This window comes from Paenibacillus litoralis (assembly GCF_046244365.1).
Classification (GTDB): domain Bacteria; phylum Bacillota; class Bacilli; order Paenibacillales; family NBRC-103111; genus Paenibacillus_V.
This window is the reverse complement of record NZ_CP176395.1, coordinates 8,080,044-8,098,454: the sequence shown is the minus strand read 5'-3', so window position 1 is coordinate 8,098,454 and position 18,411 is coordinate 8,080,044. Positions and strand designations below refer to the sequence as shown.

The 18,411-nt window shown below is 55.7% G+C and carries 17 protein-coding genes; 15 read left to right on the top strand and 2 right to left on the bottom strand.

Going from position 1 to position 18,411, the window contains the following annotated elements:
- Positions 1-104: 104 nt before the first annotated feature.
- The 9 genes from nagA (at position 105) to ACKGJP_RS33955 (ending at position 10,018) form a co-directional block, all read left to right on the top strand.
- Positions 105-1,292, top strand: coding sequence for an N-acetylglucosamine-6-phosphate deacetylase (nagA, locus tag ACKGJP_RS33995; RefSeq protein ID WP_409343151.1), 1,188 nt, complete (start codon positions 105-107; stop codon positions 1,290-1,292).
- Positions 1,293-1,605: 313 nt separating this feature from the next.
- Positions 1,606-3,303 (top strand): FAD-dependent oxidoreductase, encoded by a 1,698-nt coding sequence (locus ACKGJP_RS33990; protein WP_409343150.1) that lies wholly within the window; start codon positions 1,606-1,608, stop codon positions 3,301-3,303.
- Positions 3,304-3,499: 196 nt separating this feature from the next.
- A complete protein-coding gene (locus ACKGJP_RS33985) occupies positions 3,500-4,006 on the top strand; it encodes a C40 family peptidase (RefSeq protein ID WP_409343149.1) in 507 nt (168 codons plus the stop codon).
- Positions 4,007-4,340: 334 nt separating this feature from the next.
- Complete coding sequence (locus tag ACKGJP_RS33980; protein WP_409343148.1) at positions 4,341-5,063, top strand: response regulator transcription factor; 723 nt, start codon at positions 4,341-4,343, stop codon at positions 5,061-5,063.
- Between the two features lie 127 nt (positions 5,064-5,190).
- Positions 5,191-5,535 carry a metal-sensitive transcriptional regulator gene (locus ACKGJP_RS33975; RefSeq protein ID WP_409343147.1) on the top strand — a complete coding sequence of 115 codons (345 nt, stop codon included), beginning with the start codon at positions 5,191-5,193 and terminating at the stop codon, positions 5,533-5,535.
- An 84-nt stretch (positions 5,536-5,619) separates the two neighbouring features.
- Entirely contained in the window at positions 5,620-5,823 is a 204-nt protein-coding gene (locus ACKGJP_RS33970; protein ID WP_409343146.1) for a cation transporter, read from the top strand.
- Between the two features lie 108 nt (positions 5,824-5,931).
- The gene (locus ACKGJP_RS33965) at positions 5,932-8,343 is read left to right on the top strand and encodes a heavy metal translocating P-type ATPase (RefSeq protein ID WP_409343145.1); all 2,412 of its coding nucleotides are present in this window, start codon (positions 5,932-5,934) and stop codon (positions 8,341-8,343) included.
- Between the two features lie 15 nt (positions 8,344-8,358).
- A complete protein-coding gene (locus ACKGJP_RS33960; RefSeq protein WP_409343144.1) occupies positions 8,359-8,949 on the top strand; it encodes a TVP38/TMEM64 family protein in 591 nt (196 codons plus the stop codon).
- A gap of 73 nt (positions 8,950-9,022) precedes the next feature.
- On the top strand, positions 9,023-10,018 hold the full coding sequence (locus ACKGJP_RS33955; protein ID WP_409343143.1) for an anion permease: 996 nt from the start codon (positions 9,023-9,025) through the stop codon (positions 10,016-10,018).
- Between the two features lie 160 nt (positions 10,019-10,178).
- Here the strand turns inward: ACKGJP_RS33955 and ACKGJP_RS33950 are convergent, their stop codons facing one another.
- Positions 10,179-10,511 carry a DUF4870 domain-containing protein gene (locus ACKGJP_RS33950; RefSeq protein WP_409347335.1) on the bottom strand — a complete coding sequence of 111 codons (333 nt, stop codon included), beginning with the start codon at positions 10,509-10,511 and terminating at the stop codon, positions 10,179-10,181.
- 301 nt (positions 10,512-10,812) lie between these two features.
- On the opposite strand from ACKGJP_RS33950, the gene ACKGJP_RS33945 reads away from it, so the two are divergent.
- Positions 10,813-12,051, top strand: a complete 1,239-nt coding sequence (locus ACKGJP_RS33945) for a two-component system sensor histidine kinase NtrB (RefSeq protein WP_409343142.1) — start codon at positions 10,813-10,815, stop codon at positions 12,049-12,051.
- 47 nt (positions 12,052-12,098) lie between these two features.
- Here ACKGJP_RS33945 and ACKGJP_RS33940 read toward each other — a convergent pair whose 3' ends face one another.
- A complete protein-coding gene (locus ACKGJP_RS33940) occupies positions 12,099-13,004 on the bottom strand; it encodes a helix-turn-helix domain-containing protein (protein ID WP_409343141.1) in 906 nt (301 codons plus the stop codon).
- Positions 13,005-13,207: 203 nt separating this feature from the next.
- Here ACKGJP_RS33940 and ACKGJP_RS33935 point away from each other — a divergent pair, with 203 nt between their 5' ends.
- The 5 genes from ACKGJP_RS33935 to ACKGJP_RS33915 all read left to right on the top strand — a co-directional run bounded on the left by ACKGJP_RS33935 (position 13,208) and on the right by ACKGJP_RS33915 (position 17,994).
- Positions 13,208-14,338 carry a Gfo/Idh/MocA family protein gene (locus ACKGJP_RS33935; protein WP_409343140.1) on the top strand — a complete coding sequence of 377 codons (1,131 nt, stop codon included), beginning with the start codon at positions 13,208-13,210 and terminating at the stop codon, positions 14,336-14,338.
- A 110-nt stretch (positions 14,339-14,448) separates the two neighbouring features.
- A complete protein-coding gene (locus tag ACKGJP_RS33930; protein WP_409343139.1) occupies positions 14,449-14,877 on the top strand; it encodes a hypothetical protein in 429 nt (142 codons plus the stop codon).
- A gap of 403 nt (positions 14,878-15,280) precedes the next feature.
- Positions 15,281-15,799: a PadR family transcriptional regulator gene (locus tag ACKGJP_RS33925; RefSeq protein ID WP_409343138.1), complete on the top strand. Its 519-nt coding sequence runs from the start codon at positions 15,281-15,283 to the stop codon at positions 15,797-15,799.
- Between the two features lie 98 nt (positions 15,800-15,897).
- Positions 15,898-17,826 (top strand): ABC-F family ATP-binding cassette domain-containing protein, encoded by a 1,929-nt coding sequence (locus ACKGJP_RS33920; protein ID WP_409343137.1) that lies wholly within the window; start codon positions 15,898-15,900, stop codon positions 17,824-17,826.
- A gap of 24 nt (positions 17,827-17,850) precedes the next feature.
- Positions 17,851-17,994 carry a hypothetical protein gene (locus ACKGJP_RS33915; protein ID WP_409343136.1) on the top strand — a complete coding sequence of 48 codons (144 nt, stop codon included), beginning with the start codon at positions 17,851-17,853 and terminating at the stop codon, positions 17,992-17,994.
- Positions 17,995-18,411 lie beyond the last annotated feature (417 nt).

Genomic DNA, 18,411 nt, shown 5'->3' with positions numbered 1-18,411 from the left:
CCGCGGCGTTGTCAAAAGACGTGCGCTATGCAATACTAGCCTCATTAGATCAACTATAGCACAGACATAGGGCGGAACGCCCAACCATCTGGAGGGAGAATACCATGCCTGAATCAAGCGTAAAGCTGTTTACGAATGCGAATGTGTATACGCCGGACGGCGTTTTTGAAGGAGCGAGCCTGCTGGTGCGGGACGGCATGATCGAATCGATCATCCCGGCTGCGCTTGCCGGTTCGGCCGATACGGAAGGAGCGGAGATCATCGATGTAGGGGGCGCGAATCTGGTGCCCGGCTTCGTCGACGTTCACGTTCACGGCGGCGGAGGGTTCGACGTGATGTCCTCGCGTCCCGGCAAGCCGATGCTTGACGGCATGAGCTTATTTCATGCCAAGCACGGCACTACCGCTTTCCTGGCAACGACGCTCACGGCCAGCAAGGAAGATATCGACGCGGCTTTGCAAAGCCTTGCGCAGGAGCTCGAGGCAGGGACTTCCGGCGCCGATGCGGTAGGCATCCATCTGGAAGGACCGTTTATCAATCCGGTCCGCTGCGGTGCGCAGAACCCGGCTCATATCCGCGAAGCGACAGTCGAAGAAATGAAGAAATATATGGACGATTCCGGACACTCGATTCGTCTCATGACGATTGCGCCTGAGTTTGCAGGCAACCTCGAAACGATCGCTTATGCAACGCAGAACGGCGTTACCGCTTCGATCGGGCATTCCGACGGCAAAATCGCAGACATCCGCGAAGCGGTCGCAAAAGGCGCAAGCCATGTGACCCATATGTTCAACGGGATGAGCCCGATGCATCACCGTGAGCCGGGAGTGGCGGGTTCGGCGCTGCTTATGGACGAGCTGGCGGTCGAATTGATCGTCGACGGCATTCATATGACACCGGATATCGTTTCGCTCGTATATAAAACGAAGCCTGCCGACAAAATCGTGCTCATCACGGACGCGATCGAAGCGACCGGCTGTCCGGACGGCGACTATTTCCTTGGCGAACTGCCGATTATCGTGAAGGATAACAAGGCGACGCTGCGCGACGGCGGCAGCCTGGCGGGAAGCACGCTGACGATGGACCGCGCGCTGCGCAACACGATCGCATTCACAGGCTTATCCCTGGAAAGCGTACTGCCGGGTCTTACGCTCAATCCCGCGCGCCAAGTCGGCATCGACGACCGCAAAGGCTCGATCGAAGCGGGAAAAGACGCAGACCTTGTCATCCTAGACGCAGACCTTAACGTGAAAGCGACCTACGTAAGAGGGAGAAACGTGTTTCAGGCGTAACTCCGAGAGTCGGCGCTTGTACGCATCGGTAAAGCGCACCGGACGGACGGAAAAGTCCCGGTGCGCTTTTTGCTGAGTTTTCAAATACCCGGCCTTTTCGGAGCGGCTAATCCTGTTTTTAAACGCGTACTTTGATAAATTTTTGCAGGTGCACCAAGGAAAATAAAGAAAGACGGCGAACACATGAAATGCCGGGATTATCGCCATCTTAACGGTAAGTTGTTTTCCCGCGCAATCCTTCATGCAAGTCGACACTTTAGGGGCGGCGAACCGCTGCCTATCGGTCATATCATGGGGTCTGGGGGCCAATCCATTGAGCAAATCTCTATACTGCATCACCGCATCCGTGCTCGCTCTTTTGGCGGTATTTGCATCATTCCGCGACGACGAACATGATTATGACCTGGTCATATACGGCGGCGGTCCGCAAGCCGTTTCGACTGCGCTTGCCGCTAAACGGACGAACAAGCCGGTAAAAATCTTGATGGTCGTTCCCGAGCGGGCGCTCGGATCGATTTTGACGCTGGGCAAGCAAAATTTGTTCGACGTTAACTATTACAAGCCGAAATCGCTGCCGCGCGGCGTTAAGCCTAGCTACGAAGGCTCGCAGGCCGGAACGTTTTATTATTTTATGCAGGATGTGACCGCCGTCTTTCCTCCGGACCGGTTCGAGACTTATTTGGCCGAGAAGCTTAGCGCTCACAAGAACATCGAGGTCGCCTATGAAACCGACATTACGGAGGTCAAAATAAGGCCGGCCGCCGCAGACGCTGCGAAGGGGAAGCCCAAAAAGGCGGTAACCGCTCTATCGAACGAGGCCCGGCCGACGGCTGCAGGGAGCGCTCCCGTCCACGCGGGGGGCGGGGGAGACGATGCGTTCGAAATCGAATCGGTCGTTACGCGGCCGCTGGTCAAAGGGGAAAAAGGCTACTACCGGTTCAGCAGTACGGCGAAGGAACGTGAGGTGCGGGCGCCTCTGTTCGTGGACGCTTCCGAGACCGGAAGGCTTGTGCGGTTTACCGGCGAGCATGTCGGTACCGTAGGACGGGAGGATCAGAACCCGGATGGCGCGCAAATGGCGGCCACCCTGATGTTCAAGCTGAAGGGGCTGGATGCCAAGAAGGCGGTTATCGATCCGAAGCTGCAGGGGAAGGCTTTGACGTACAAAGGCTCCTTCCAGCTGTGGGCGGGGCACGAAATGCGCAGCAATCCCGTCATCCTCGCGTACGATGCGGCGTCTCCTTTCTTTCGCATCAAGCCTTACAATGCGGGCGAAGACGGATATTCCGGCAAAGGCGAAGCGGGTTCGACGGAGATGGAATTCTGGATGAACATGCTGCTCGTCTATAACGTGGATGCCCGCAAAACGATTCGTGATGCGGATGCGAGCGGGGGCAGCTATCCTTCGGGCGGCGGGTTGGATCCGGAAGTTGCGCGCGAAATGGCGCTGAAGGAGCTCAAAAAGCCGGCATTCATCCAAATGCTGCGAAGCATGAACGGGCTGGAAAATGCGGAGCTTGTGATGAAGGACGGGGAACCGGTGGCCGGAGAAATGCTGTATATCCGCGAAAGCGTCCATACGGCGAATGTGGCGGATCCGGCGACGCGCACCTACCGTTTTGCCCTCGATAAGAACGGCGTGACGGGAAACGACGAGCCGTATTATGAGAGCCGGATCGGCCTAGGGTATTATCATTTTGACTCCAACTCGTATAAAAAGGGCGAGCAGCTTTCCAATCCGCTTGGCAAAGAGCCGTGGTACGTCCCTTATGACGTGCTGCGCTCGCCCAAGCTGACGAATGTGCTCATTCCGGGCTATGCGGCCAATATGGACTCTTTCGCCTGGACGGCGATGCGCGTGTATCCGAATTTGATCATGCTGGGCGATGCGGCTGGGACGGCGGCGGCGCTTTCGCTGGAACGGAAGTTTTCGGTCGATAAGCCGACTCCCGCGCAAATGAAGCTGCTTCAGCAGCAGTTGAAGGTACAGCAGGTAATTTTGGATAAATAAGGTTTGTATTCCACAGCAGGGTAAATGCAATAAAAAAAGGATGAGAAAATTCTTATTGAATTCTTAGAAACCGGCTTAAGCCGTTGATTGGACACGCTTTCAGGGCGATGTGGTAAATGTGGGCATTTTTTCTCGTGATATAGTGGGTTTCAGGCAATGGCCTAACTACTGAAACCCAAGGAGGAACTATCCCATCATGATCAACATCAAAAGACGCCTTGTGCAAAGTATGGCCACTATCGGCCTCAGTGTCACTCTTGCCGTTACCGGCACGCTGGCTCTGGCGCCTCAATCGGCACACGCCGCTACCGCTTCCGCTCAATCGCTGGGCGACAAGCTTATCAGCTACGGCGACAATTATTTGGGCAGACCCTACAAATTCGGCGCCTCTACGTCGACGACGGCTTCATTCGATTGCTCTTCGTTCACGCAGCACGTATTCAAGCATTTCGGCATCAGCCTGCCGCGCACTTCAAGCCAGCAATCGAAGGTCGGCAAGTACGTTCCGAAAAGCCAGCTTCGCAAAGGGGACCTCGTGTTCTTCTCTACGGCAGGCTCCAAAGGCAAAGTCGCGCATGTCGGCATTTATGCGGGCAACGGCAAGTTTTTGAATACGTACGGCAACCCGCAGGGCGTTACATTCTCCAACATCAACAGCAGCTGGTGGAAAAGCCACTATATCACAGCCCGCCGCGTTTACTGATTCGGGACAAGCATAGGAACGCATCGGGAATTCGAAAAGTCCGGACCTTCAACGGTTTCGGGCTTTTTTTTAAGAATTTATAGGTTTCACACGATAAGCGCTTATATTTCACCGGTAAACGCACGGCGTCATAAGACGCCGGCAGGCGTTTATCCTTGGTCGTTTTCGCAAGATAAAGGGTTAATTTCATGACGGTTCATATTTTTGGACGCCGCGGCTCAAACTATTCGAAAACCTTCCGCAAAGGGCCAGACGCATGCGGGGCAGCTCATTAATGCCGGTAAACAGCTGAGCGACGGAGGAAATCGGAGATGAGCGGTAGGGGACGCAGGCGATGAGCGAAAACATATTAATCGTGGACGATGAACAAGAAACCAGATGGCTGCTGGAGCAGGAGCTTGCGCATGACGGGTATGCCGTGGGAAGCGCCGCTACGGGGCGCGAAGGGCTGGATCAGGCGCTGTCCGGCTCGTGGGATCTTATCTTGCTGGACGTCATCCTGCCGGAGCTGAGCGGGATGGAGGTGCTCCGCAGGCTGCGGGCAGCCGGAAAGGGTATGCCGATCATTATGGTTTCGGGCCGGTCGGCTACGCCGGATAAGGTCGCCGCGCTTGACCAGGGAGCTAACGATTACATCACGAAGCCTTTTGCCATCGAGGAGCTGCTTGCGCGTATACGAGCCTGCCTGCGGCATGCGAGAGCGTCGTATCGGGAGGAGCCTGACCCGCACCCGCATGTGCTGCAAATCGATAAGCTGGAGGTGGATACGAAGGCGAGGACCGTCGTGCGTTGCGGGCAGCCGATCGACTTGACGCCGAAGGAGTTCGATCTGCTCGTGTACATGCTGGAGAGGGCTGGCGAGGTGATTCGCCGGGAAGAGCTTATCCAGCAAGTCTGGGGTTATGACTTTGTAGGGGATACGAACATTACGGACGTCTACATCGGTTATTTGCGCAAAAAAATCGATCAAAACTTCCGCCCTTCGCTTATTCATACGGTCCGGGGAGTCGGCTACTGCCTGCGGATCAGCTCGGAAGAGGACGGTTCGGACGCGTGAAGGAGCCCGCCGCACGGATGAAAAGGAGACGGTCAAGCCTTGCTAGCTGGGAGGCGGGCCGTCTTTGCGCATGGATTGACATACCCTATGGGGGTATGTTAGGATGAGGATAAAGGGAGTGAGGCAAATGGACGAAATCATTAAAGCAGAGCTGGACGCTTCGAACGACTCCTGCTGTTCCGCAGACGATAACGGCCGCAAGAGCCACCATTCCGAGCAAACGAAAATGACGCTTGTCTCAAGGCTCAACCGCATCGAAGGGCAAATTCGCGGCGTGAAGGGCATGATCGAGAAGGATACGTATTGTGACGACGTGCTGAATCAGATCAGCGCTATCCAGGCGGCCTTGAACGGCGTCGGGAAGCTGCTGCTGGAAGGCCACATGAGGAGCTGCGTGATCGAACGCATTCAAGAAGGGGACCATGCGGTCATTGACGAGCTGCTGAAGACGGTAAACAAGCTACTGAAATAAAGAAACGGCGCATAGCTTAGTATGGAACGGTATGCGGTATTGGCTTACCCAAACATTTCTCCTAGCGAGGAAGGAGCATGACGGATGAAAGAGATCACGTTGAAGGTCGAGGGCATGTCCTGCGGCCATTGCGTCAGCGCCGTGGAAGGTGCGGTTAAGCAGGCAGGGGCGGAAGGAAAAGTCGATCTGGCTAGCAAAACGGTGACGGTCAAATTCCATGACGGCGCCGTTTCGGTTGATGCCATCAAGTCGGCCATTGAAGACCAAGGATACGATGTCGTCAAATAGGCGCGGCAATGCCGCGCTTTGGCGGCATTTTTTTTGTGGAAAGAGTGAGACTAGCCGGCGGCATTCGTACCGTTAACCAGGCAGGGGATTGGGGAGGAGGAAGCGGCAGTGGGGAACCGCCATGCGACGGTTTCGATTACCGGCATGACTTGCGCGGCTTGCGCCGCACGCATCGAGAAGAGCTTAAACAAGCTTGAAGGAGTGGAGGCGGCGGTTAACTTGGCGCTCGAGAGAGCGTCGGTTTCTTACGATCCGTCGAGGGCCGACTGGCCGCAAATCGAACGGAAAATCGAGCAGCTCGGCTATGGGACGGTTAGGGACAGCGCGGACTTTACGATTACCGGCATGACTTGCGCCGCCTGCGCCGTTCGCATCGAGAAGGGCTTGGGGCGATTGCCGGGAGTCAGCGCCGTGAGCGTAAATCTGGCGCTGGAAACGGCGCATGTCGAGTACGCGGGAGCGCTGGTCACTCCGGCGCAGCTCGCGGACAAAGTGAGCCAGATCGGCTATAAAGCCGCAATCAAGCAGGATATCGGAGCATCTGCGGAGGCGGAGCGCCGTAAGGCGGAGCTGGCTTGGCAGCGCTTCTCTTTTATGATTTCGGCTCTGCTTACGCTGCCCCTGCTGTGGGCGATGACCGGTCATTTTGCGTTCGCTTCGGGCATATGGACGCCGGCGTTCCTGCTGGACCCGGCCTTTCAGCTCATTTTGGCCACCCCCGTTCAATTTGTGGTAGGCGGACGCTTCTATATCGCCGCTTTCAAGGCGCTTCGCGGCGGCGGCGCGAACATGGATGTGCTTGTGGCGCTAGGCACCTCGGCCGCTTACGGCTACAGCGTCGTGCAGATGCTTCTGTCGGGAGGGAGAGGCCAGCATGGCGTACCGCTGTATTTTGAGACAAGCGCCGTGCTTATTACGCTGATCGTTCTCGGAAAGTGGCTGGAAGCGTTGGCCAAGGGCCGGACGACCGATGCGATCAAGAAGCTGATGAATTTGCAGGCGAAGTCCGCTATCGTGCTCAGAGACGGAAAGGAAGCGGTCGTACCCGCCGAGGCGGTCATGCGGGGCGATACGGTTATCGTCAAGCCGGGTTCGACGATTCCGGTGGACGGCGTAGTTTTGCGGGGGCTGTCGGCGGTCGATGAAGCCATGCTTACGGGGGAAAGCATGCCCATCGGCAAAGGGCCGGGCGATCTTGTAACCGGCGCTACGCTGAACAAGAACGGGGCGCTGACGATACGGGCGACGAAGGTCGGCAAGGAGACGAGGCTGGCTCAGATCATTCGCGTCGTCGAAGAAGCGCAAAGCTCCAAGGCCCCGATACAACGGATTGCCGATCGGATCTCCGGCATATTCGTTCCGGTCGTGATTCTTATCGCCGCGTTGACTTTCGCGGTGTGGTACTGGTGGGCGGACCCGGGCGATTTTGCGGGCGCGCTTGAGAAGTTGATCGCGGTTCTCGTGATTGCCTGTCCGTGCTCGCTCGGGTTGGCGACGCCGACCTCCATCATGGCCGGCTCGGGCCGGGCTGCGGAGCTCGGCATCCTGTTCAAGGGAGGAGAGCAGCTGGAATCCGCCCACCGGATCGACGCCGTTCTGCTCGATAAGACCGGCACCGTTACGGAAGGGAAGCCGGCCTTGACTGATATCGTCGCGGTGATGCAGGACGAAGAGCGGTTCCTGCAGCTTGTCGGAGCGGCCGAAAAAAGCTCCGAGCACCCGCTGGCCGAAGCCATTGCCGCAGGCATCGCCGAACGGGGCGTCGCCCTGCCCGAAGCGTCGGCATTCGAAGCGGTACCCGGCTGCGGGATACGCGCCGTCGTCGACGGACAAGCGGTGCTGGTGGGGACAGGCCGGCTGATGGACATGCACGGGGTCGCCGTCCGGCACGTAGCGGCCCGCATCGCGGAGCTGGAGGAAGCCGGCAAAACGGTCGTGCTGGCGGCCGTCAACGGCAAGTTTGCCGGTCTTCTGGCCGTTGCGGACACGATGAAGCGTACGTCGCGCCAGGCGGTGTCCAGACTGCGCAAGCAGGGGCTCCGTGTCGTCCTGCTGACCGGCGACAACTACCGGACTGCGCAAACGATCGCTAGGCAAGCGGGAATCGCGGAGGTCGCGGCGGATGTGCTGCCGGAAGGCAAAGCCGAGATGGTGCGGAGCCTTCAGGCCAAGGGGCTGAAGGTAGCGATGGTGGGCGACGGCATCAACGATGCCCCCGCGCTGGCCACGGCCGATATCGGCATGGCGATGGGAACGGGCACCGATGTCGCGATGGAGGTGGCGGACATTACGCTGATGCGGGGCGATCTGAACGGCATAGCCGACGCGATCGCATTGAGCCGGCGGACGATGGGCAATATCCGGCAAAATTTGTTCTGGGCCCTTGCCTACAACTCGCTGGGCATTCCGATAGCGGCAGCGGGCTTGCTTGCCCCTTGGGTAGCGGGAGCGGCAATGGCGCTAAGCTCGGTGTCGGTCGTCTTGAACGCGCTGCGCCTGCAACGGGCGAACCCCGACTAACGGATCAACTTGGCCTTGCAAGGCTTCGAAAAGAAAGGAATCGTACCGACTTCTATGCTGAGCCGAATGATCAAATATGCGGCCATGCTGCTCTATGCCGGCATGGTCATCCTTGCGGTTCTTTACAGGGACGAGCTGCGGGTATGGATTCAGGAAGGCGCCCGCCCGCCTGTGTTCGTGATGCTCGCCGTCGCAACCCTCGTTGCGATGCTGCCCGTTCCGGTTATCCCTTACGGCGTCGTCAGCGGCCTTATGGCAGCCAAGTACGGTCTTCCCGTCGGCATTGCCCTGAGCTGGGCAGGCTCCACCCTGGCGGCGCTCCTCATGCTGCTTCTCGTGCGCGGAATGGGTGCGGACAAGGGTCGCTTGCTGCTCGCCAAATATAAGGGCATCGACAGATTCACGTCGTTCATCGAGCGGCATCCCTTTGTCTCCATCATGCTTTCGAGAATGATTCCGGTGCTGCCTGCCCAAGCTATAAATATATACGCTGCGGTCATCCGAATTCCGTTTTGGTCGTTCGCGCTTGCGTCGGGAATCGGCAAATTGCCGCTCATGGCTCTATACGCAATCGCCGGGTTCGAGCTTCTTGGCTCGACAGCTTGACTTTATTTACGAAAAATACATAAAATAATCGAGTGTGCAATTTCGACAATGTGCAACACTCGGGAGGCGTAACGTGACACTTCTTGTCATAATTGTAATTTTAGCCCTGTTGTTCGATTTCATTAACGGGTTTCACGATACCGCAAACGCCATTGCGACGTCGGTTTCCACCAAAGCGATGAATCCCCGTTTCGCCGTGTTTTACGCAGCAGTGCTCAATTTCGTGGGGGCCATAACGTTCGAGGGCGTCGCCAAAAACATCGGCGGCAGCATTGCGGATCCTTTCAAAATCGAGCACGGTCTGGAAATCGTGATCGCCACGCTTATTTCGGCGATTGCCTGGAATCTGCTTACCTGGTACTTCGGGATTCCTTCGTCTTCCTCCCATACGCTGATCGGTTCGCTTGCTGGAGCGGTTATTGCGGGTGCGGGCTGGGGCGGTTTGAACTGGGCCGGGTTCAACAAAATCATCATCATTCTGATTCTGTCGCCGGTGATCGCTTTTATTGTCGGTTACATCTTCATGAATCTCGTCAAGGGAATCGTCAGGCTGCTTGGCAACGGTTCTCCGAGCAAATTCAATCGGACGTTCAGAACCATGCAAATCGTCTCCGCGGGGCTTCAAGCTTTCTCCCATGGTACGAACGACGCTCAGAAGGCGATGGGGATTATCGTATTCGCGCTTGTGGCGCAGGGCCAGATGACCGAGATGCACGTTCCGCTGTGGGTTAAGCTGGCGGCAGCGACGGCAATGGGGCTTGGAACATCGGTAGGGGGATGGAAAATCATCAAAACGGTCGGCCGTAAAATTTTCAAAATCGAGCCGATGAACGGTTTCACATCCGACATTACCGCATTCTCCGTCCTGCAGACGGCCACGGCCTTCGGCATGCCGCTCTCCACGACGCATGTCATTACCTCCTCGATTATTGGAACAGGTACGGCGCTCAGACCGAAGTCGGTCAACTGGAGCGTGGTCGGCCGGATGGTGATGACGTGGGCGATCACGATTCCGATCTCGATGGCGTTGTCCTTCGTTATTTTCAAGATCTTGTTTGCGATACTGTAGCGCAGGCACGATCGGCCTTACTTACAAAAAGCAAGCCGCCTTTTTTAGATACCGGCAAGGTATTGCGGAAAAGCGGTTTTTATTTTGCCTAAAAGCCCCGGAAAACAGAAAAAGCCTCCTGCGAGGAGGCTCGTGCCGTATAAGTTGAGAAGCGGATCCGTTACGGCTTGAGGATCGTAATCGAGCCGATCAGGGGCAGAGGTTTCACCTGGCCGTTCGCCGCATTGATGATACCGATGATCATGAGGATGAAGATGAACAGGTTGGCGAACGGCAGCAAAATCCAACCGATGAACGGGATGATGGTCAGAACGACGTTCGCAATCAAGTAGCCCAGAAAAATAAGCAATCCTTGATTGGCGTGATACATGGCGAATTTCGAATCCTTTGCTGCGAGAAGCGGAATGAAAAATAAAATGTAGGCAAGAATAGCCATCCCTTTGTTCTTCTGTACATCGGATGGTTCCGGAGTTTGCAAGTTCGGCTCCAACATGAACACCTCGCTCAAAATTTTTTACCTCTATGATGCCGTTATACTCGTATACTATGTTTCCTGTTCACAAATATGACACACCTTCTATTGAATTGTCAATCTGTGGATAACCCTCTCGAATATCCGCGCAGAAATTATTATTTTCTAATTAAAGGTAATTGTGATACAATATGAGACGACATCTAACGGTTATAAGAACTAGAGTAAGCACAGATAGATAGAAAGCGGACATACATAACAAGCATATATGCCGGGTGCAACGGCATTGTGATCCCGATAAGCGCTTGAGAGGAGTCAGGCCATGAATCGCGCGGCTACGACCGACAAGCCTGATCAGTTCGTTTTGCTCCTGCTGCTCGTTCACTTGCTGGCAGGTTGGGCTGTCGTCTCGATTTACAATGGAGTGCGGTACCTGCTGCCGGGAACGATCATTGTCATCGCCGGCGCTGTGCTTATGGTTACATGCAGCGCCTGGTGGCGCCGGACTAGCGTCCATCACCGGTATTTTCTTTTTATCGGGCTGCTTTGCTGCGAGCCGCTCTGGTGGCATATGGATTTTTCCTACACCGTGCTGATTGTGCATGCGTTGACCATTATCGTCATTTCCGCGCTTTACCTGCAGCCTCTCCTCATTTGGGCGGTGGCTGGCTGTTATAGTATCGGATTTTTGCTGCTCGGCAGAAATGTAATCGCTTTACAGCAAGAGACTTCCTCCCAGATGGTGCTGCTTTTTCTGGAGCTGTTCATCGTGGCGGGCCTACATATGATATGTTACATTTACAGGGAAAATATGCTGCTCATCCGCAAGCTGGAACGGGAGCAAAATTTCGAGCGGCTCGGCCAGCAGCAGCATTTGGCCACGATCGGGCAAATCGCCGCCTCCATCGCCCATGATATCCGCAATCCGCTGACGTCCATCCAAGGCTTCGTTCAACTGATTGAGAAAAACGAGCGAAGAGGCAGCTATCAGGAGTATTACCATATTATCCGAACGGAAATTGCGCGTATCGACAAGCTGCTTCGGGAAGTGCTGATGCTCTCCAAGTCGCATACGATTGCGGACTCGATTCAGAACGTTCATCTGGGGGAGTCGCTGCAGCGCTTGGTGTTGCTGATGCAGCCCGACGCCATCAAGTGGAACATTCAAATCCGGCTCCACCTGCAGAAGGAGCTCATCGTGTCGGGATCCGAGGAAAAGCTGCAGCAAGTTTTTCTGAACGTGCTACGCAACGCTTTCGAGGCGGTGCAGGAGAACGGCAATATCGATATTTTGCTGTACGAGGATGACAATCAGGCGATCATTCGCATTCGCGATACGGGACCGGGTATTCCGGAGGATAAGCTGGATTATTTGTTCACGCCGTTCTACACGACGAAAGAAGAGGGGACGGGGCTTGGACTGTCGATCTGCCAGTCCATCATCAAAGCGCATGACGGGGCGATTTCGGTGCGCAATTTGCCGGATCACGGCGCCGAGTTTACGATCAATATTCCGAGAGTATCCAGCATCGAGGTCAAAAATTACGCAGCCAGCTCATAATCGGGCATGAATGGCTGCGTTTTTTATCATGTCAGAAAGGAAATTGCTTAATCAGCGCCGGCTTTGATCCGGCCTTTGACGGAGCGGGCGTATTCGGAGGGGCTCATGCCGCTCGCTTTTTTGAACGCTTTGGAAAAATAGTGCACGCTGCTGAAGCCCAGCATCGAGGCGATTTCCGTCATGTTGTAGGATTCCTCGCGGATGAGCTCCTTGGACCGTTTGATCTTCATTCTTGCGAAATATTCCATGACGGTATGGCCCATGCTCTTTTTGAACAGATCCTTGAGCCGGGTTTTGGAAATGTGCAGCGCATCGCCGATTTCGGCCAGCGAGACATTCGTGTCCAGACGTTCTTCCATGTAACGGATCACGTTTCGGATCAGCTCGGCGTTGTCCTTCTCCCGCGGGGCGGAGGAAAGCGGCTCGGTCGTTTCCGTGAAGCTGTCCCTGCGCAGCAGCTGGATCAGGAACATTTCCAAATAAAGCTTGATGAGCTGCTCGCTGCCTATCGGAGCGTCGCTGCGACGCGATTGTTCCAGAGGGTAGCGAAAAGGAAACTGGAAAGAAGCCATGCCTTCTTTGACGATTTGGGCGAGCAAATTGCGTTCCTCGTCGGCGAGTGCAATCACTTGGTTCTCAAAATGACGCATCGCGGCCGATTTGCAGTCGAACGTGATGACGATCAGGTTGGGCGCTTTTCCCCGGTAGGCATAGAAGCTGTGAAATTCGTTCGGCTTATGAAAGATGATCGTGCCCTGCTTGAGCAGATGGCGGGTCGTTTCCGCCAAAAATTCGACCTCGCCCTTGTCTACGTAAATGATCTCCCAAAAATCGTGCTGCTCGCCCGGGAACACGTAGTTTTTGCCGAATTCGAAATAGTACATCGTGATAAGGTTTTGAATGACGATCGTTTGTTTCAAGCGCGTCCGCTGGTAGTTCATCTGGCCTGCCATTTAGGGTTCCCCTCGCATGGTTGCGTCTGATTCGTATAGCCTTGGCTCTATCATACATCGGGACAAGCATTCGGAAAAGAAACAAATTGGTTTTCGGCGGGACAAAAAGAACAAAAAAAGCGGCTTTCAGGACAAAGAAAAGCAAGCGCTCTCCTACTATACTGAAGGTGATCAACAAGGGACCGTAAGGGGAGGCTAACGTCTTGAAAATAGGAGTAATTGGATACGGCGCGCGTATTCGCGGCGTCATTGGCGAAGTGCAAAAGGTGGAGCCGGGCATCCGGGTGGCAGCCATTGTAGACGTAAATCCGGAGAAGCGGCAAAACGTTGAACAAGAAAGTCCCGGTGTGCGCGCATTCGAGACGCCGGAGGATATGCTGAACGGCATGGAGCTGGACGGCGTTATGATCGGCACGCGCTGCTCCTTGCATACGACGATGGCGCTTAAGGTGCTGCCGAGCGGTCTGCCGCTGTTTCTGGAGAAGCCGGTAGCGACGACGATGAAGGATGTGCTGCGTCTTAAGGAAGGCTATGAAGCTTCCGGCAACCGCAAGGTGGTCGTATCGTTTCCGCTGCGTGTCACATCGCTCGTCCAACTCGTGAAGGAGATCGTGGATTCCGGAAAGATCGGAACGATCGAGCATGTGCAGGCCGTAAACAACGTGCCGTACGGAAGCGTTTACTATCAGAACTGGTATCGCGACGAGAACGAAACCGGCGGCTTGTTCCTGCAGAAGGCGACGCATGATTTCGATTACATCAACTACGTGCTCGGTACGAAACCGGAAACCGTCGCCGCGATGATGTCGAAGCAGATTTTCAAAGGCACGAAGCCGGCGGGGCTGAAATGCGTGGATTGCGACGAAAACCGGACATGTAAGGAAAGCACCGCCTTCCGGACGGACGGCTTGAAGGAAGCTTGGCCGTTCTGCTGCTATGCGGAGGATACGGGCAATGAGGACTCGGGCAGCGCGCTGATTCGTTACGAATCGGGCATGCACGTGTCGTACTCGCAAAATTTCTTCGCCAGGAACAAGGCTGCAGCTCGCGGGGCGCGGTTCCTCGGCTATAAAGGAACGGTCGAGTTCGACTTCTACACGGGCATGGTCAAGGTGTTCATGCACCATACGCCGCGCGTGGAAACCTACGAGATAAGCGGGGATGAAGGGCATTTTGGCGGCGACACGCTGCTTGCGAAGAACTTCGTCGACTTGATGCAAGGCGGTACCCAGTCGGTATCGACGCTCGACGACGGTCTGTTAAGCGCCCTTCTCTGTCTGAAAGCGAAGCAGTCGGCCGTTACCGGCACGTTCCAGCAGATTTCTTGGGAATAAAAAGAAAATCATGGGGTTAAGCTATATCCATTCCATCTTGGCGCGTACGAAGGCGTGCATGGTTTCATGCAGCGATCGGCGCCGGCTTGTACAGAAAGGATTCGGTGTGGATGCACTTAGCCCCTATTTTTTTTCAATTCGCCGAGAGCAAAGCCGCTTATCAGGCGATGGATACGCTGCACGAGCTTGGATTCCGAGCCAATTGGATCGATCATGCGCATCCGGAGCATAGACCGACTTTGCAGGTGTATATCGAGAACAACGATTTGACGTCGGCGCTGGAAATTACCCAGGCGTTCGGCGGGCAGCTGCTGGAGACGTCAGACAGCGGCAGCGAGTCGCAGGCCTATACGTCGGCTTACGGGCTGAACGGCATCCCGATTCCCGCGCATGTGGTTACGGAAGATTTGCCGGAAGGATATATGTCATCGGCAGACGGCGGCCCGTACCAGGGCACGACGTCGGATAACAGCGACGATCAGCCGTTCGACCCGTCGGATGACGATTACAGCCAATTTTCGGCGGGCATTCATTTGTAAGGCGATGATGGACAAGATAAAGGACGATCCGCGTGGAAGTGGCGGTCGTTCTTTTTCGTTTTATCAGAAAGTATATCGTGGAAGTCGCTCTAAATCTCGGTAAACGCGCTTGTCCCTAAAAGGACGGCGAAGCCGTTTATCCTTGTTTACTAGGGTTCGAGACGGGACTGAAGCATAGGAAGTTTAGCGCGTTTCTGTTTAACCTCATGTTCTTCCCTTGGCGTATTGCGGCTTCGCCGGTCGTCCCGATTCATGATTCCATTGAATGGCCGGTCTTGTGGGACTATAATGAGAGCAGGGCGTGGATGCCGAATGAACGGTTTGCTTTGCGTATGGTTTCGTCGGATTTTTTACTGCGATGGCGATGAAGCTTGCTTTGCGGAAGGCAAGGGAGGTGCTTGAAATGGATGAACGCGAACTGCTGGTGCTGGGGCTCTTAAAGTCGCAAAGCCAGCACGGCTACCAGATCAATGAATTTATCGAGAAAAATCTCGGACGCGTTTCGGATATGAAAAAGGCGACGGCTTATGCCATTCTGAAACGGTTAAATAAAGCGGGTTATGTGGACGTTTCCCACGAGCAGGAGGGAAATAGGCCGCCTCGTCAAGTATATGCGATTACTCCGCTGGGCGAGAAGAAGTTCGACGAGCTGCTGCGGTTCTCGCTTACGAACCATGATCAAGTGACGCCTGCCGGCGACATCGGCTTGATGTTCCTCGATCATTTGCCTAAGACGGAAGTGACGGCATGTCTGCGGCAGAGGCTGGACAAGCTGGAGGAACTGCTCAAATGGTTCGAGGCTTCCCCCGCGCACGGCCACGGAATCGGCGTCGATCTGTCGAACCGGCACCGGATTGCGCTGCTGCGATGCGACCGCGATTGGCTGATTCAGGCGATCAAGGACATCGAGGAAGAGCGCTAAAGGGACAACCGTGCCGGTTGCAAACGGGCATAAGGCCGAACGGCGGAGCCGCTTGAGCGGCGGCGCATCCATTTCATTAAGCGAAAAGGATTTGAATCATGAACCTATTATCGATTGAATCGATTTCCAAAAGCTACGGGGAAAAAATATTGTTCGACAACGCTTCCTTCGGCATCGACGAGCATGACAAAATCGGCGTCATCGGCGTGAACGGGACAGGCAAGTCGACCTTCCTGAAAGTAATCGCCGGTCTAGAGCCGCCGGACAGCGGGACGGTGTCCAAAGGAAATCGCGTTACCGTCCGTTATTTGCCGCAAAACCCGCAATTTCTCGAGGGCGCAACGGTGCTGGAGCAGCTCTATCAGGGGGATTCTCCGGTCATTCGGACGATTCGCGCCTACGAGGAGACGATGGCGGCGATCGAACGCGAGCCGGCGGACGAGAAGCTTCAGCAGAAGCTTCTTCAGCTGAGCGCGCAGATGGATGCCCATGACGCCTGGCAGTTCGAGAGCGACGCCAAAACGATTCTCGGCAAGCTCGGCATCGACCGCTTCGATGCGAAAATCGAAAGCCTGTCCGGCGGGCAGCGGAAACGGGTGGCGCTTGCAGAAGCGCTCATTCACCCCTCGGATCTGCTTATTCTCGACGAGCCGACGAACCATATCGACAACGATACGGTCGATTGGCTGGAGCAATTTCTGAATAAACGGCGCGGCGCTTTGCTGATGATTACGCATGACCGCTACTTCCTGGATCGCGTGGCGAACCGGATGCTGGAGCTGGACCGCGGAAAGCTGTACCCGTATACGGCGAACTACAGCCGTTTTCTCGAGCTGAAAGTGGAGCGCGAGGAGCGCGAGCACGCTTCGGAGAAAAAGCGGCAAAACCTGTTTCGGAACGAGCTCGCATGGATTCGCCGCGGCGCGAAGGCGCGTTCGACGAAGCAGAAGGCGCGCATCGAGCGCTTCGAGAAGCTGCAGGACGCGGCCCCGGAAGCTCGCGGCGAGCAGTTCGACATCTCCGTCGGCGCTACGAGATTGGGCAAAAAAGTGCTCGAGATCGAGCATCTGCGCAAAAGCTATGAGGGTCGCACGCTCATCCGCGACTTCAGCTACATCACGCAGCGCGACGACCGCGTCGGCATTATCGGGCCGAACGGCAGCGGCAAGTCGACGCTGCTGAACATGATTGCCGGCCGTATTGCGCCGGACGGCGGCGCGATCGACATCGGGCAGACGGTGAACATCGGCTATTTTTCGCAAGAGGCCGTAGAGATGGACCCGAATCAGCGGGTAATCGAATATATCAAGGAAGCGGCTGAAGTCGTCCGGACGGCGGAAGGAGAAGCCATATCCGCTTCGCAAATGCTGGAGCGGTTCCTGTTCACCGGCACGATGCAGTGGACGCCGATCGCCAAGCTGTCGGGCGGGGAGCGCCGGAGGCTGTATTTGCTCCGCGTGCTGATGGGGGCGCCTAACGTGCTGCTGCTCGACGAGCCCACGAACGATCTGGACATTCAGACTCTGACTGTTCTTGAGGATTATTTGGACGACTTTCCGGGTGCCGTCATCGTGGTCTCCCATGACCGGTATTTCCTCGACCGGACGGTGGAGAAGCTGCTGGCCTTCGAGGGAGACGGCGTTATTTCCCACCATGTCGGCAACTACACGGAGTACCGGGAGTTTGCCGCCAAGCAGGCTGCCGCGCCAAGCGATAGCGGCAAGAAGGCGGCTCAGCCCGCCGCTGCCAAGGGCGACGCGGCTCCGGCCGAGCCGCGCAAGGAGCGCGCGCTGCGTTTCACGTACAGCGAGCAGAAGGAGTACGAGCAGATTGACGAGCTCATCGCGGCGACGGAAGCGCGCCTGCAGGCCATCGGCGAGGAGATGAACGCGGCGGGCAGCGATTCGGCGTCATTGCAGAAGCTCGTTGCCGAGCAGCAGGAGCAGGAAGCGCGGCTCGACCATCTGCTCGAGCGCTGGACGTATTTGAACGAGCTGGCCGAGCAGATCGCCGGCCAGAAGAAGTAAGCTTTGCGCTGGGGAGCGTGAGCGGTGAGCGGGCAGGTTCTGCACAGCGCTTCCGTGAGAGGGAGCGGCAGGGATGCAGCTACGGATGCGGCAAGGGAAACGGTCGGTTGTACCGTTTCTCTTGCCGTTTTTGGTATGGCGGGGATGGCTGTTGAGGAAGGGGAGTAGGCGGCAGGGGAGGACAAAGGTTTCTACACACAAAAAGATCCGTAGTTAATCTACAGAGCAAAAAGTTAGTCCAGAAAGTAGTTGGGGGCTGAAGCGAAGGTCCGCAGTTAGTGTAGGGAGTAAATGTCGGGGCAGAGAAAGAGTAAATGCGGTTCGTTGTTCACTCAGAAGGCGTGACTGGGGCAATTAGTGAATACAGCTTCACTATTAGTGAACCAAAATTCACTAATTCAATTGATTTCCGCGCTTAGGAGCGGATAGTGAATCAAGCTTCACTATTAGTGAACGTGAGCGTCAAAATAGTCCTGTATGGTTCACTATGAGCTGGAAAGTGGGGTGTCGAGAAAAGAATAGTGAAGTTTGCCTCATTATCAGTGAACTTAGGTTCACTATTTCATTTGGCAGTCGGCAAAATAG